A 14,850-nucleotide genomic window follows, 5' to 3' on the forward strand; every position below is an offset into this window, starting at 1 on the left:
ACTGTTTAACCATCACAGTATCTAATCTCAACACATAAACATTTTTTCTATAGATTTTGTCTTAATCTTGATCTTTTTTCTTCAATCCAAGAAGTGCTCCTACTATAAACAATATTCCAGCAATAAATGGTGTAAGAACTGCTCTAACTGTTCCGGTTTTTGGCAACCTGTCAGAATGGTTAGTATCCGACTTACTATCAATGTTAGTATGTTTATTAGCTATGTTCGCTTGTTTATTAAGATAGACTTCCTTCTTATTTTCAAAGTTTTTATCAAGAACTGTAGTTGTAACATCCTTAGTTGAATCAGATTTTTGTGAATGATTTTCTCTTTGTAAATCCTCCTTTTTGTAATTTTCATCTAATTGACTATGATTTGCTTGCACCTTATCTTTCTTTTTGGATACATCAAAAGTAGGTTTATTTTCCTCCTCCTTTTTCTCCTCTATTTTCTTGAATACAGGTTTTATAAGGGTATCTTTTGATAGATTAATAATATAACCAGCATCTTTTTTCCCTTCGACACCAGAAATTTCCCAGCCATCAAATTGATATCCTTTTTCTAATTCTCCCTTATAGACAGGTAAAATAAAATCTTCTTCCGACACTATCGTTGAACTCATTTCTTTTCCATTTTGAATGGTCACAGTCACCGTATGAGGTTTTAATTCGCTCACCTCTCCCGTATCTTTGTTTAAAATGAATTCTTTTACGGTTGTATTTCTTGCAAAATCTTTTACAACAATCTTAATGTTTAGTGTCTTATCTGTTAGTTGTTTAATATCATCAAATGATTTGTATTCTTTTCCATTTACATAAATATGTTTGTCTTGAATCTCACCATCGAATCCATTATTTCTTTTATCATTGATATTAAAGACTACAGATTTTCCGTCAGCATATTCAATACTAGTATTTCCCTTAGGATCAATGTTTACTTCTGGTTTAACATTATCATATAAAAATTGATAGTGTACTCCAACCGCTTTCGCATTCAAATCGCTATAGCCAGTTTTAAGATAAACATTTCCATCCATATCTGTTACCTTATCTGGGAATCCGTTTGCTTTATAGTCTTTCATTCCCCAGTCCATGATGTCACCGTCTTTAACATTAAGCTTAATGTTAAAATCTCTAGTGTTATCAATGTGTAAATCTCCGTAGATTAAATAATTATCTACAACCGATTCATTAACTCGCAACTCCCAGTTGAAACCACCCTTATCAGAAATCTTACCTCTTAAATAGAATTCTGGATTTCGTACATAAATTTTATTATATTTAGATGGATTAAAGTAGTTCTTGTCCATTGAAAGGTTTACTGGTTTTGCATCAATAAATAACGTAGAGCCATCTTCTTTTATAGCCTCTACATTGGACTTATCCTCTCCAGTGTACTCTTTACCATCCTTACCAAATAATACCAGTTTAGAAGGATCTGTTACAAGATTTCCATCTTTATCGATTGCCTCCCCTTTATCGTTCATTTTAAAGGTAAACACTTGATATCTTACAATGTTAAAGCCGTCCAAAGCCGACATTAATACGGATTGAGTACTTCTTCCATCTTCAACATTTCTACTATCAGCATAAATTATTTTTTCTGATAAGGCTCTTAGATTAGGATTGGCCTTTTGTATTTTTGCTATATCTTCCTTGCTATAGACTCCATTTCCTTCTAACATATCCGTTTTTCCAGGATTATAGGTAGTCACTTTTAGTGCATAGCCTTTTCTTAGAATAATGTTATCTTTTAACAGATATTGTTGTTTTTCTGAATCAGAATAGATTTTACCAGATTCCATGTCCGTTAAATTGTTTGGTTTGTTTTTTGAAAGATCTCCTTCTCCTAATTCTATTACATTCCCATAACTTGATGCATAGGGATATTCTGTTTTAGTTTCCTTATTTTTTTCAGGCATTCTAATCTTCGTTTCAGCTTTTATCTGATCATCATCTTTCACAAAGAATCTCATATCTCCTGAAAAAGCTAATCCATCCACAATATCATTAATATTAGCGTATAAATCAAATGTCATCGTTTTTGAGCGGGAATCATACTTGGTCGTTTTGATTTCTATCGATTTATAGTTATTACCATAATATACCTTGGCATTTTTAGAAACATTACTTATCTTTCCAAGAATTTCAAAGTGTCCATCTTTAGATGGGCTTAGAACACCATAAATTTTTGATTTTATTTCGTCAAGTTTTTCAGTTTCATATTCTAAGGCACTACCATCGTCATAAGCAATGATATTTCCCTTATCATCGTATTTATAATCGTATTCTTCTGTTCTCTTACCAGTTTCACTTGTAAAGTCATCAACTTCTCTAAATTTCTTTTTAATGAGTTTCTTCAAGTCTTTACTTTCAAACTCTCTAATTGTTGAAATAGTTTTATGAATAGTCAAGCTAGATTTTTCTTCGATAGACTCTTCATTGTCTTGATGATGTTCTACTTCAGTTGTATCTTTTTTAAGACTATCCTCTTTTCTATTTTCTAAATTTTTAAATTTAGATTCGGAAATCTCGCCAAGCTTTTGGTATTTAGATGAATCTTGATCAGGATCTACTAGATAATAGGAAATCATCCCCTTTTCATCAGCATGATCAGCAAATTTAATTCTATGAATCTTTGTAAAATTGCTAGATCCATCTAATGCAATGACTTCAATGATTTTTCCTCTTAAATCTCCCGCACCATTAATTTCATAAATGGTATTTCCGTCTTTGTCAAGTTTCCTATTTCTTCCTTGACCCTCACCTGCATAAGTTACTTCAAGATTTTTCTCAACCTCTCCGTCTTCATTAACAAGAGCGGCGCCAGCATACCAAACTTCGTTTGCAATCTCATCAAATTTTTCAGGATGTTCTTTTTGATCTCTCGCAAATAGCGTTTCATTCTTATACTGATCTTTTACCTTATGATAAGTATCCTTTGTAATCAACTTAATTTTTTCAGGATTTGAAAAATCAACCGAAACAATCTTAGGGGCTGTGTTATCAATTTTTACTGGAATATAGGAAACCTGCCATGGATAATCTTTAGTTAATCTATATTTAAATTTATAGAAATATTGACCTTCCGCAATCGGTTCAAATTGACCTCTTATCTTAGTAGCAGGATCTTGGTTATCCTTACTCTCTGGTGCATTTTCTTCTCTACCTCTAGGGTTATAGATGAGTCCATCCCACTTCAAGTCACCCCAAACTTTTAGTTTAGAAGATTTGATTCCCTTTGCATCATTTCTCTTAGAGTTTAAAATTCCTTTAATAAAGTGTTCTCTCGAAATGACTTTTAAGTCTCTTTGATTTTCTCCCTCTTTATTTGTATTTACTATTGAAATCAATCCTTCTTCTGCACTTCTTAATACAAGTGGAGAAGGTGTTAATCCTCTCTCAAGTTGAGCATCTTGAGGATTTCCATTTGAATCTAAAGGATAAATTTTAGCAATATTAGAACCACTTGATGATGGTGCGTTGATCCCTTCGTTATTGAAAGCAAATAATTCTGGATTTTGATCTAGAGATGTTGTATTTTTATCTTTTCTATTTTGTATAACTCCTGCTGGATTAAATTTATCTATACCATGCTCTCCACCAATTCCCTTATTTAAGGTTCCTGGAATTTTTGGTTTACCATCATCATCATAACCTTCCATTGTTTTTGATTTTGAACCCTCTTCCCAGGCCCATTTATCAAGGATTGGTTCCTTATTCCAATCCCCAGCAAATCCCATTAGAGGCATCGATAAAGATGGTTGGAAATTTATTTTCTTCCCGTTGGAGTTCAGAGCTTCCATTTCTTCCACTGATTCAAAATGAATAAATGATTCTACAAATTTATTTTTATTTTTAGCCTCTCCAACATTTATAACCGCATTTAAATCAAAGCTAGAATTTGGGTCTATAGTGAAAGTGTCATGCTCAAATGTAATATTTGCTCCTTTGACTTTTTCTGGGTGAATTTCTGGAACAATTTGCTTCCCATCTGAAGATTTTTCATCTTTATATGTTTCATCCAGTTTGAGTCTGTCAGTTAGAGCATCTGTAGTTATAGCAGATGCTGAAACTTTAAAGGTCAAAGGTCTGTTTGATGTATTGTGAAGCTTAATTGTAAAATATTTTTTATCTCCTTTTATTTCTTTAAGAGAAATAGAACCATAAGAGTTTACCAAGCCTTTAGAATCCGTGTTTTTAAAAGTCGCTACGACTTCATTTCTCAAAGCATTGGCAACATTAATTAGCCCTGCCCCCTGTTGTCTAGGTGATGCAAAGTATTGACTTTTTTCTTTCCAAGACGTTGCATCCATCATAGGACGTGCAGTATTTTGTAGGGCTATTTTTGTAAGACTTGTAAGATCTATTTTGTCATCTCCCTTAAGATTTTTCAATACAGGTCTTTCAAGCATTTCCTTTAACTTTGGTCTAATCAAAACAGTAGAAGCTGCCACGATTGGAGTTGCCATACTAGTCCCTGACATATAACCATAAGTTGATTTCCCATTAATGACATTGAGAGTGGATTTAATATTTTTACCAGGTGCTGAAACATCCGGTTTTAAAAGTAAATCTGTTCTTGGCCCCCAAGATGTAGACCCTGCTGGGACTATAATATCTTCTTTATACAGTTCTTTGTCGGTGTCAGGTGCAAACTTAAAGTCAATCTCTTTTTCGTCACCTACATTCGGTTTATTAGAATTATAGCTTGCCATATCAATTGGATAGTATTGCTCCAATTTATCTTTAAAATCTTCTTTATTATTTCTTTTGACTTTAGTTTTTTTATCAGGGTTAATCATGTTCCATAACTTTACACCATCATCTCCTGAAATTGAGAAAACTTGACTCGTAGTTCCTTCATCCTCCTCATATCCCATAGCTGGGAGCTCTGTCCAATTATCTCTATTGTAGTAATTTACAGTATTTACAACCATAATGGCGCGTGCGCCCTTATCTGTTGCTCGTTTAAAAGCATTTTTTAAATCCTTTGTATAAATTCTATCCATTACTGCAATTTTGCCCTTAAGATCCAAACCTATCAAATCTTGGTCTTGACCTTTGCCTATATATACAAATTTCAATTTACTAGGAGCTTTTGAACCATCTTCGTTTGTTATGATTTTATTCTTATCGAAAAAGGCCCCTATATTTCTGTATTTAAAACTTTCTCCTCCAATCTTAACTTTGTCAAACTCAACTGTTTGATTTTTAGCAGAAGCAACTGCTATCGCATCTTCATGTGCTGCAGTTCGTGTTACATTTCCAGTGTCGGTCATTTTCAGATTATTATTGGCCACTAAATCCCATGAAGAACTTGAAGCAGAAGTTGCATAGTTACCCGTAGCTACAACCATTGGAATGCCTGCTTTTCTTAACGCTCTAATAGCTTGCCAATATTTCTCACCTACAAGACCTGTTCCTGTAAAGCCAGATGAAACCGAAACAACATCGACATTGTGTTTGATTGAATCTTCAATAGCATGAAACATTGTTTCATCTCCTGCGAACCCAGACCCTGCGTCAGAGTACATTTTATAAGAGAAGATCTGTGCATTAGGAGCAATTCCATCTATTCCGTTAAAGTTTTTGATATCTTTTTCAGTATCATTTCCCGCAAGAATCCCTGCAATATGCATCCCATGTGGATCAAAATAATCGCTTCCATCATCAGCTTTTTCTACAGTAATTTTACCACCATTATAATAATTGAAAGCATGAGGAATTTTATCGCTCAACCAGAAATTTTTATCAGTACCTTTTAAGTCTTCTTTTTTAAATTTCATTGAGCTTTTGGCATCATCATCGATTCTCATAGCCTTATGTCTATAATCAGTCCCAGTATCGATGTTTGAAATGACCATACCCCGACCATCAAAATTTTTACCAAATGGTGCATTGATAGATTTTAGGTAATCGATTGCTTCTTCAACTCCAATTTCTTTTCTAGCATGATTCATCATAGGTTGGACTTTTTGTGACCTTTCAACCGATGAAATACCTTCTATTAGTTTAATTTTGTCCAGAGTATCTTTGGTTGTTTCAATAGCGCTACCATTAAAAATTCTATCATAAGTATATAAAACTTTTGTATTCTTAAGATTTGATAGTTCCTTGATTGCTTTTTCTCCAGATTCTTTATCTTTAAATTCAGCAATATAGACAAGTTTATCTTCTTTTTGAGGATTTTCTGTGTCTTTACTTGCAGACGAGTCTGCATTATCTCCTTTGTATTGATTGGAATCTTCTTTTTTGATTGTTGTTTTTTCATTGTTAGTTTTATTGTCTATCACAGATTCTTTACTAACAACTTCTTTTTCCTCAATAACTGTTGTTTTCTTCTCTTCAGTATCCTTTGAAGTTTCTATAGCATTATGAATATCTTCATGTTTTTCTTTGTTTTCTTTTTGTTTATCTACTACTTTTTCTTTATCAGAGATACTTAAAGCATCTTCAGAACTAGATGTATCTGCTAAGACTACCTCATTAGGGACATATGCTGCTAAAATAACTGCAGCTGTGGTTAATGACAATACTGTACTTTTTTTCATTTTAATTCCTTACATATTTATTTAACTTCCAATAGATAGAAAACTTTAACTTTGCTAGCCTTTGTTATAAAAAGTTTTACTAAGTATTATCTAGGAAATAGAGTAGTACATTTATATATAATTGTTAGCTCTCTGAAAAATAGTATATCAATTAAAAAAATTTAAGTCAAGAAAAATTAAGGGGTATTAATTTTATTTTTAATATGTATTAAAAAAAGATATAAAAATTTCGTACTTAACTGAGATACATTATAAGCACATTCACACCATCAAAAATAGTAGCAATCAAGTTGAAGCACTACCAGAGTTACAAAAACAGACATAATTGATGCAATAACAATGTTGTGTAACAACATAAATAACCGATAAGAACTAGGCTTAACGGTTATTTTCTATATATAAATTTTTCAGATATTCAATCATTTATTCACCTGTGACCTAGGCTTCACGAGTGCCTTGCTCTACCAACTGAGCTAAATCGGCGATTGCGATTATAGTATAGAACTCTGAGTATGGAAGTCAAGAAATTTTCATCTCTATTAGAAAAAGCCTGTCCTAAGACAAGGCTTTAAGTTTCTTCTTAAGAACCTGCACTTTCGTAGGAATCTAGGCCCCTGTCCCAGAGTTTCAAGGAAATAGCAAAAAAGACAAGGGAAATCAACATCAAACCTCCTATGTTAAAGACTACATCCTTGTCCTGCAAGAAATAGCTAGCAGGATAATAGGCCGTAAAGGCAAATGGCACGATAAAGCTAATCAACCATCGAAGAAGCGAATTGTAAATCGAAATCGGATACTTGGCAAAGTCATTGAACATATAAAAAATGTAGATCATAGCGCCTGACTGCTTGGTCCAAAAAGCAATACTGGCTGTCGCAATTTTCAAGGAAGTATAAATCAAGGTCGCAAAAGGAACACAAACTAGAAAAAGCAGGAATTTTGGAAGAGTCCAAGCAATGCTAGATACCGTTGTCGCTAGTAGGATCCCACCAACCAAGAGTTCGCCCAAGGCATCAATCTGAAAGGTCTCAACTAAGATGTGAAAGAGAGGATTGATAGGACGAGTAAGATACTTATCAAATTCTCCTTTTCGCACCAAGCGCTGTCCCAGAGCCCAGAGATTATCAAAAAAGAGATGGTCCAAACCCTTGGGAATCAAGGAAAAACCATAGATAAAGGCAATTTCTTGAAAAGTCCAGCCTTCTAGGGATGGGATGTGTTGAAAGATGACATTGAGAAACAAGAGATTCAAGCCTTGAGTCAGAAATACTCCCAGTACTCCAACCACAAAATCCACCTTGTATTCCATGATTTGTTTGATGTATTGTCTGATAAAAATCAGATGCATACGCTGATATTTTTTCATACTAACCTCCTTGAATGGTGATAAAGGACTGGACTCGTTTCCAAATCAACTGAGACAAGCCCACCATCACTAAGAGCCAGAAGAACTGCAAAAGGAGTGCTTGAAGCATCTGATTGGCATCGTATTTCCCAACGATAATCATGACCGGAGTGTAAATCAAGGATGAAAAAGGCAGGAAGGACAGAATATCTGAAACAACCTTTGGAAAGAAAGCCAAGGGAATCAAACTTCCAGACATAAAAGCCACTATGGAAGTCTTAAGTAGGTTGGAACCCCAAAGATTTTTAAACACAAAGGCAGAAAATCCAAAGCAGATATTAAAGAAAAAGTTAATCAGATAGGCAAGCGTTAAGCTAAAAAGATAAAGGACAGTTAATCCCAGCACTTCTACAATCTCTTGCCCAGATACGATTTTCATCAAAACAATGACACTTAAAAATGGAAGGCCAACAGAGATAAAAATCAACCACTTGGAACCAAGTTCCGTAAAGAGGTAAGAAGCCGCAAAATGCACTGGTCTTAACAAGCGCATGATAATGGAGCCATCCTTGACCTCCTCCCCAATCATAAAGGATGAATCTGACCTAGTCAGAAGATTGGTCACAAAACTCATGATGATGTAGAGTGTGATATCTGCCATACTGAAGCCCTGAATCAAAGACTCCTGCGAGGAATCAAAGACAGCCTTCCAAAGATAAAAAGCCACAAAAGCACCCATGACATCGCCGATTCGATAGAGAATAAAGTTGACTCGATAGGTAATCAACTCCTGAACGCCTGCATTGATAAAGGGTTTATAACGTCTCCACAATTTGAACATCTTAGAGCTCCTTTCGGTAGAAGCGACGGATAATATCCTCAATATCCGTATCCACCATCTTCAAATCGCGGATTTCAAAATCAGACAGGGTTTGCTTGATAATGTCAGCTGACTGGTAGCGAGAACTATCGAATTCAATGTTGAGACTATTCCCTTGTCTATCAATAACCATATCAGGCAGGCCTTCATAGTGAGAGACGAGATGACTTTGACCTGGTAGCAGTTCAAAGGAGAGCGTCTTCATCTTGCCAAAGGTTTCCTTGAGTTGGCTCACCGTTCCATCAAAAATCTCCTGCCCCTTATCAATCATAAAAATCCGATCACAGAGTTGCTCAATGTCGCTCAGGTCGTGAGTGGTCAAGAGAATGGTGGTCTCTTCCTCTTGATTGATCTGAGTAATGGCCCGACGAATGTTATCCTTGACCGAAACGTCCAAACCAATAGTCGGTTCATCTAAAAAGAGAACTTTGGGATTGTGGAGCAAGGAAGCTGCGATGTCTGCACGCATCCGTTGACCCAGTGAAAGAGTCCGCACGGGATCCTTGATAAAGTCCTTCAAATCCAAGACTTCATTCAAAAAGTCCATACGCTTATGAAAGAGCGAGTCTGGCACATCGTAAATCTCTTTCAAGACCGTGTAGGTCTCTTGTAGCGCCAAATCCCACCATAGCTGGGTACGTTGCCCAAAGACCACTCCAATATCTTTGACATAATCTTGGCGATTGTCCTGTGGAATCTTGCCGTTAATTCGACAAAAACCAGATGTCGGTTTTAAAATCCCTGTCAGCATTTTAATGGTGGTTGACTTCCCAGCACCATTTGCCCCGATGAAGCCTAAAATTTGCCCCTTTGGTACCTCAAAAGTCAAATCCTTGACCGCTTCAAAGGTCTGCTTTTCAGGATGAATAAAGGAGCGTAATGCCCCCTTCAAGCCTGGTTCCTTAACAGTCTTAACAAAATTTTTCTGAAGATGTTCCACTTCTATCATTGCCATATCTATCTCCCTATGCAAGGAATAGCAACATTGTATTTTTGACTACAAGTCTTCTAAATCCTTACTTTCTATACCTTCTACATTTTATTACTACAAAAGGCTTTATACCAACCTATTATAGTCCAATAAAAAACAGAATGCAAGCGTTTGCTTAAAATTTATGAAATTGAATTTTTTTCTCTTAAAGTGGTATTTTTATACTCAATGAAAATCAAAGAGCAAACTAGGAAGCTAGCCGCAGGCTGCTCAAAACAAAGCTTTGAGGTTGCAGATAAAGCTGACGTGGTTTGAAGAGATTTTCGAAAAGTATTAGTCCAAAATTCTGGCTTGATAGTTTCCTTAAAACATCAAAAAAATGAAGCGTTTTTTTGTTATCACATTAATAGAGGGGGGAAGAAAAGCAATCTAATAGCTTTATTCTAATAATTCTAAAACTTTATCATAAAAAGCATTAGCCAAATACCTTCCTCTATTTTCAATTGCAACAATAGTAAAATCTTTAATATCCCATTCCATTGCATACTTAGTTCTATAGGACTGAGTATGTTTCCTTTTATTTTTAAAAATTAGTTCTTTCATTTGAGGGTAACTTGACTTACGATATGCTGAAATCTTTTCACCAACATCAACATCTCCTAAATCATTATTTGGTTGCTTTTCGAAAACCACAAGATTCCCAATCAAATATTCTAGAGACAGTTCTCCGTTTGTAGCATTTTTTTTCGCTCTGATATGCTCAATAGAGTATTCATCATCATCTCTGGTTCGATATTCAGCTCCTGCACCATGATTTATGACATCTAGCCAATTGTTTAGTGTATAGATGGCATATGTAGATAACATTTTTTCATGTCCAGAACCTTCCCAGCGATCACTATCATCCCATCTTAATTTGGTAAAATTATTCAAGAAATCTTCAAGGTCAGGCAATAATTCGCGCATCTTTACTTTTAACTTTTTAATTTCAACCATAATTTCTCGCTCAGACAGTGGCTTTCCTGCGACTTCACTTAACAGTGTTTTGCTAAACCTCAGGTATTCTTCCTCTAGATTGCTAAAATCAGTTTGAGGAGAAATAGCTCGAATAAATTCAAATACAGTTAGCAACTCAAAAAGCGACACTTTAGCATGTCTCCCAAAAGATGTTTCTTGTATCGAGATAATTATAGGTAATAACTGTCTAGAAGGAGAAATCTTAAGCAACCACTTCAAATTTCTTCCAATTTTATTATCTGTTCCTGAATTAATTTTTAATTCTTTAATTTCTGTTGCGACTGATAATAAAGAATCTAAAAAATTGAGATATTCAGAGGTATCTAATTCATCAAGAAAGGAAGTATATAGGCTATGTTCTGAAAGTTCATAGTGTATCTCCCACCACTTCGAAATAAATTCATCGATAGAGATATTCATTTGACTGGTTGTTTGAACCAAATTATTCCATTTTTGCAAGACAACATCATCCCCAGTTGGAGGCAATCTTCTTTCTGTAGCATAAAATAGACTGTGCTTAATTAAATCAACATCATTCAACGAAATACCACGAGTATTTAATCTGCCGAAAAGTAAGTTACTCTCTAGTTCGTCATTGACAATTATTACAGATATCTTCGTTCTTAACAAATGATCTAGTAATGCCTGTTTGTCAACTTCTTTTTCAGAAACTAAAGTAGTAAAATAATTTTTAGCTCTATTGAATGGATGACGCTTTTCATCTTGTGTAAGCCTTGAATTTTCAGCAATTTTAACCCAAACACTATTTTGTTCATCGTCAAATTTCAAAGGAAGATATCCATCGTTTTTTTCAATACTCCCGAGAGAAGCAATTAATAACAGCAATGTAATAATTCTTTGCTGACCGTCAACCAATTCATAGTTGTTTTCTGAATCCTTCTTATAAACAATAATGTTTCCCCAATAGTCAGTATTCATATCTGCTTTAGCAAATGAATGACAGAGATCAGAAAACAACTCTTCCCATTGCTTTTCACTCCATGAATATTTTCGCTGATAAAGAGGAATCGAGAAGTAGCAAATCTGCTCGTCCTTAGTTAAAAATGTCGAAAATAAATTTTTGATTGTACTTTCTTGTGCAACATTGATATCCATGTGTTATTGTTCCATCTTTTGTATTATGCGATTTTCCATTCGCTTCATGTATTGTTCCATGAATTGAAAATCAGGTAATTTATTCTTTGTAGGTAACATTATTTTTGTTCTCAGAAATCTTCTTTTTGATAATGTATGCCCATGATTAAATACTCCAAAATATTGAGAAAGCATTCTCACAATAAATAAATTACAATATTCGTCAAGTTCATCTTTCGATTTTATAGAAATACAGTTAATATCATCCATGGAATAGTCATATGGATGAAAGTAAGCTAATCCTGCCCCCCCATCACCTATCTTATTCCATGAAATGGTGTTTCTCGGGTAAAAATTTTTAGGCGAAAGTTCCCAACTCTTGAAACCATTAAATTCTTTTTTTGCCGATATATAAGGCAATGGAGTTTCATGACCTATTTTTGATTTAATAATATCAAAATAGTCTGAAACTAAATACTCTCCCCACTCAACTTCATCTAATTCTCTAAAATCAGTAATTACATGCTGTTTAGGAAGCTGATAATTATTATTGATCTTATTTAATTTGGTTTGAACATATTCTCCCATAAAATTCCAATCAGGAAAGCCAAAATCTGTAATTGGTAGAGACACTCTTTTTTTCTTAAGCCTACTTAAAGTTGCTCCATTCCCTCCCCAGTTCAAAACCTCTAATTGTTTCTTAATAATAGGAATCAAAAACATTGCAACATTTTTATTTAAATATTCATTATAGAGAAGTTGGACGTTTTGACCAGTATAAAAATCCGCTTCTTGGTAAAAAACTGTTTGAGTATCCAAACCAATTATGATAACATTTCCCTTATTTATTGGATATGATTGTTTGGATACAAACATATCTAATCCATTGTTACTTTTTGAGCGAGTAATATATGGAAAAATTTTTTCACCATTATCAATTAGTTTATTTTTATCTATTCCATTCAATGTCGAATGAAGTGTAAAAACTTTTTCATCACCTAGTAAAAAGGTTCCCCATTTTTTATTTCTTATCATCATTCACCTCAAATAAATATCCTCTGCCATGAGCATACATATCAAATTGAAAACTCAGATAATCTGCAATAGTCTTTTCAAAATCAGCAGCACTTGGTATCTCATCATTGAAATAGTAAAAACTGTGTAACCATTCATCTTCTGCTTGGATTGTCGATTTCACCATAAACTTAGTCGTGTAATTTTCTTCATCTCCATTAATAACATCAAACAAGTAACGTCTCCTTTCTTTTGCGTTACCATCATCAACCAAACCGATGTGTTTTCTTACAACAAAACCATCCTCCTCAAAATTAATAAATTTAACTTTTTTTCTATCAATATCATGTGGTTTTCCTGCCTCAAAAACTGCAATAACAGGATTAGTCCCCACTCCATGGAAAGTATCTTTATTTACAGTAATTACTATATCTAAAGTATGTTTTTCAAGAATTTTTTTCTTATATTCCTTTTCTTCCTTAGATTTACCAACCATAGTTGATTGAGGGACAATAACCGCTAGTTTCCCACCAGTCACTAGCATATCTAAAGCATGGCGAATAAAATTAATTTCTGTTAGGGTTTTATCTGTTTTCCCTTGGGAATACGGGGGATTAAACAAGATTTTATTTACTCTCTGCTTTTGGATCTCTTCACCGGTAACAGAAAACATATCATTTAACTGTAGATTACTTTTGCCATCCCCTCGTAGAATCATGTTCGTTGTCGCTACGGTGAACATCTTTTCCTGCAACTCTATCCCCAGTAGTTGATGCTGTTTAATATGTTTGATTTCGTCCTCATCTTTTGCTAGTTTAGTCATTCTATTCATTGCAGAAATCAAAAAAGCACCACTACCGCAAGCAGGATCTAACACATAATCGGTTGGCAACACATTAATCAATTCCGTCATAAGCGTTGTAATATGATGAGGTGTCAAAACGATTCCAAGACCATTTCCATCACTACCACCATATTTTACAAACTCACCATAGAAATTGCCTAAAATATCGTAATCTGTATTTTGTTTAAAGTGATGGATAACTTTATCTTGTAGTTTTTTAGTAAAATAATGAAGCGGTGTAACTCCTAATGTTTCGTTTTTTTCATTTAGTCGAACATTCGTTGCTAAAAATGAGAACTTATTGAGAAGAATATTGACCTTGTCTTCCGGCATAACACCTTCAGATGCAATGTAATCTTTAACTGCTTTTAGAATTCTCATTCCATCATTATCAATTGCTGGTCTTGTTTTATCCTCTGTACCATCAGTTTTTTTAGGATACTTATTACCTGTCAATTTTTTAATATCAAAATCTTCCTCATTAAGGGCTAAAAGAATTGCAGAAATTACTGTTGCTTTATTCTCACCTTCGAGCGAAGCGTAGTTTCGTAAATCTTCATGTAGTTCTTTTGAAACATTTTGCAATTCAAAAATACGTTTTTGCTCAATAGAGTATTCATTAAGTACATTTACTGAATACCATTCATTTATATTGTTTGGATGAAGTTCCTGAAGATCAGTTAACTTTGGAAGTTCTTTTTCAGTAATTCCTTCTTCAGTGATAGAAACCAATATAGGTTGAATGCTATGAAATTCCTCATCTCCAGTAATACCTATTGCGATTACTTCATCAAAAGAGCTTGTTTTCGTTACGATATGGTTTGCGTAGTGTACAGCACCATTTACAGCAAAACCTGACAATGATGGAATGTCTTTAGCAATAGAACCATCCTCGGTAAGTTTAATAAGTTTATCACTGTCCCTTTTATCTTCAATCACAATAAGATAATCTAAAATCTGCATAACAAATTCAGGCTTTCCAACTCCAGATTTACCTTGTTTGCTAGCTCCTTTTAGTGCTTTAGCAATTTCTGGATGAGAAGAACCTTGCTCATCATATCGGACACCAAATTTTTCTATCTCTCTTCTAACATATTGATCAGTTGCTGTTGCTTCATTGGCCATAGTTTTTCACTTCCTTAAGTTTATCATCTCCCATTATATCAAAGAA

7 protein-coding genes are annotated in these 14,850 nt (G+C 34.2%); all 7 read right to left on the reverse strand.

Annotated features, from left to right (window positions below):
• Window positions 1-61: 61 nt before the first annotated feature.
• A complete protein-coding gene (locus HMPREF2701_RS09475; protein ID WP_070482866.1) occupies window positions 62-6,553 on the reverse strand; it encodes a S8 family serine peptidase in 6,492 nt (2,163 codons plus the stop codon).
• 580 nt (window positions 6,554-7,133) lie between these two features.
• Window positions 7,134-7,919: an ABC transporter permease gene (locus HMPREF2701_RS09480; RefSeq protein ID WP_061589864.1), complete on the reverse strand. Its 786-nt coding sequence runs from the start codon at window positions 7,917-7,919 to the stop codon at window positions 7,134-7,136.
• 1 nt (window position 7,920) lies between these two features.
• On the reverse strand, window positions 7,921-8,739 hold the full coding sequence (locus HMPREF2701_RS09485; protein ID WP_061589865.1) for an ABC transporter permease: 819 nt from the start codon (window positions 8,737-8,739) through the stop codon (window positions 7,921-7,923).
• A gap of 1 nt (window position 8,740) precedes the next feature.
• Window positions 8,741-9,733, reverse strand: a complete 993-nt coding sequence (locus HMPREF2701_RS09490) for an ABC transporter ATP-binding protein (protein WP_049551693.1) — start codon at window positions 9,731-9,733, stop codon at window positions 8,741-8,743.
• 414 nt (window positions 9,734-10,147) lie between these two features.
• Window positions 10,148-11,842, reverse strand: a complete 1,695-nt coding sequence (locus HMPREF2701_RS09495; RefSeq protein WP_061589867.1) for a DUF262 domain-containing protein — start codon at window positions 11,840-11,842, stop codon at window positions 10,148-10,150.
• Between the two features lie 3 nt (window positions 11,843-11,845).
• Window positions 11,846-12,856 (reverse strand): restriction endonuclease subunit S, encoded by a 1,011-nt coding sequence (locus tag HMPREF2701_RS09500; protein WP_061589868.1) that lies wholly within the window; start codon window positions 12,854-12,856, stop codon window positions 11,846-11,848.
• Window positions 12,843-14,804 (reverse strand): HsdM family class I SAM-dependent methyltransferase, encoded by a 1,962-nt coding sequence (locus tag HMPREF2701_RS09505; protein WP_061589869.1) that lies wholly within the window; start codon window positions 14,802-14,804, stop codon window positions 12,843-12,845. Before HMPREF2701_RS09505 ends, HMPREF2701_RS09500 begins: the two co-directional genes overlap by 14 nt.
• Window positions 14,805-14,850 lie beyond the last annotated feature (46 nt).

The organism is Streptococcus sp. HMSC077D04, assembly GCF_001808785.1.
Classification (GTDB): Bacteria; Bacillota; Bacilli; order Lactobacillales; family Streptococcaceae; genus Streptococcus; species Streptococcus mitis_BX.

Bases quoted from the DNA above. Each gene is read 5' to 3' on its own strand.
- HMPREF2701_RS09475 (WP_070482866.1), bottom strand. From the start codon at position 6,553: ATGAAAAAAAGTACAGTATTGTCATTAACCACAGCTGCAGTTATTTTA.
- HMPREF2701_RS09480 (WP_061589864.1), bottom strand. From the start codon at position 7,919: ATGAAAAAATATCAGCGTATGCATCTGATTTTTATCAGACAATACATC.
- HMPREF2701_RS09485 (WP_061589865.1), bottom strand. From the start codon at position 8,739: ATGTTCAAATTGTGGAGACGTTATAAACCCTTTATCAATGCAGGCGTT.
- HMPREF2701_RS09490 (WP_049551693.1), bottom strand. From the start codon at position 9,733: ATGGCAATGATAGAAGTGGAACATCTTCAGAAAAATTTTGTTAAGACT.
- HMPREF2701_RS09495 (WP_061589867.1), bottom strand. From the start codon at position 11,842: ATGGATATCAATGTTGCACAAGAAAGTACAATCAAAAATTTATTTTCG.
- HMPREF2701_RS09500 (WP_061589868.1), bottom strand. From the start codon at position 12,856: ATGATAAGAAATAAAAAATGGGGAACCTTTTTACTAGGTGATGAAAAA.
- HMPREF2701_RS09505 (WP_061589869.1), bottom strand. From the start codon at position 14,804: ATGGCCAATGAAGCAACAGCAACTGATCAATATGTTAGAAGAGAGATA.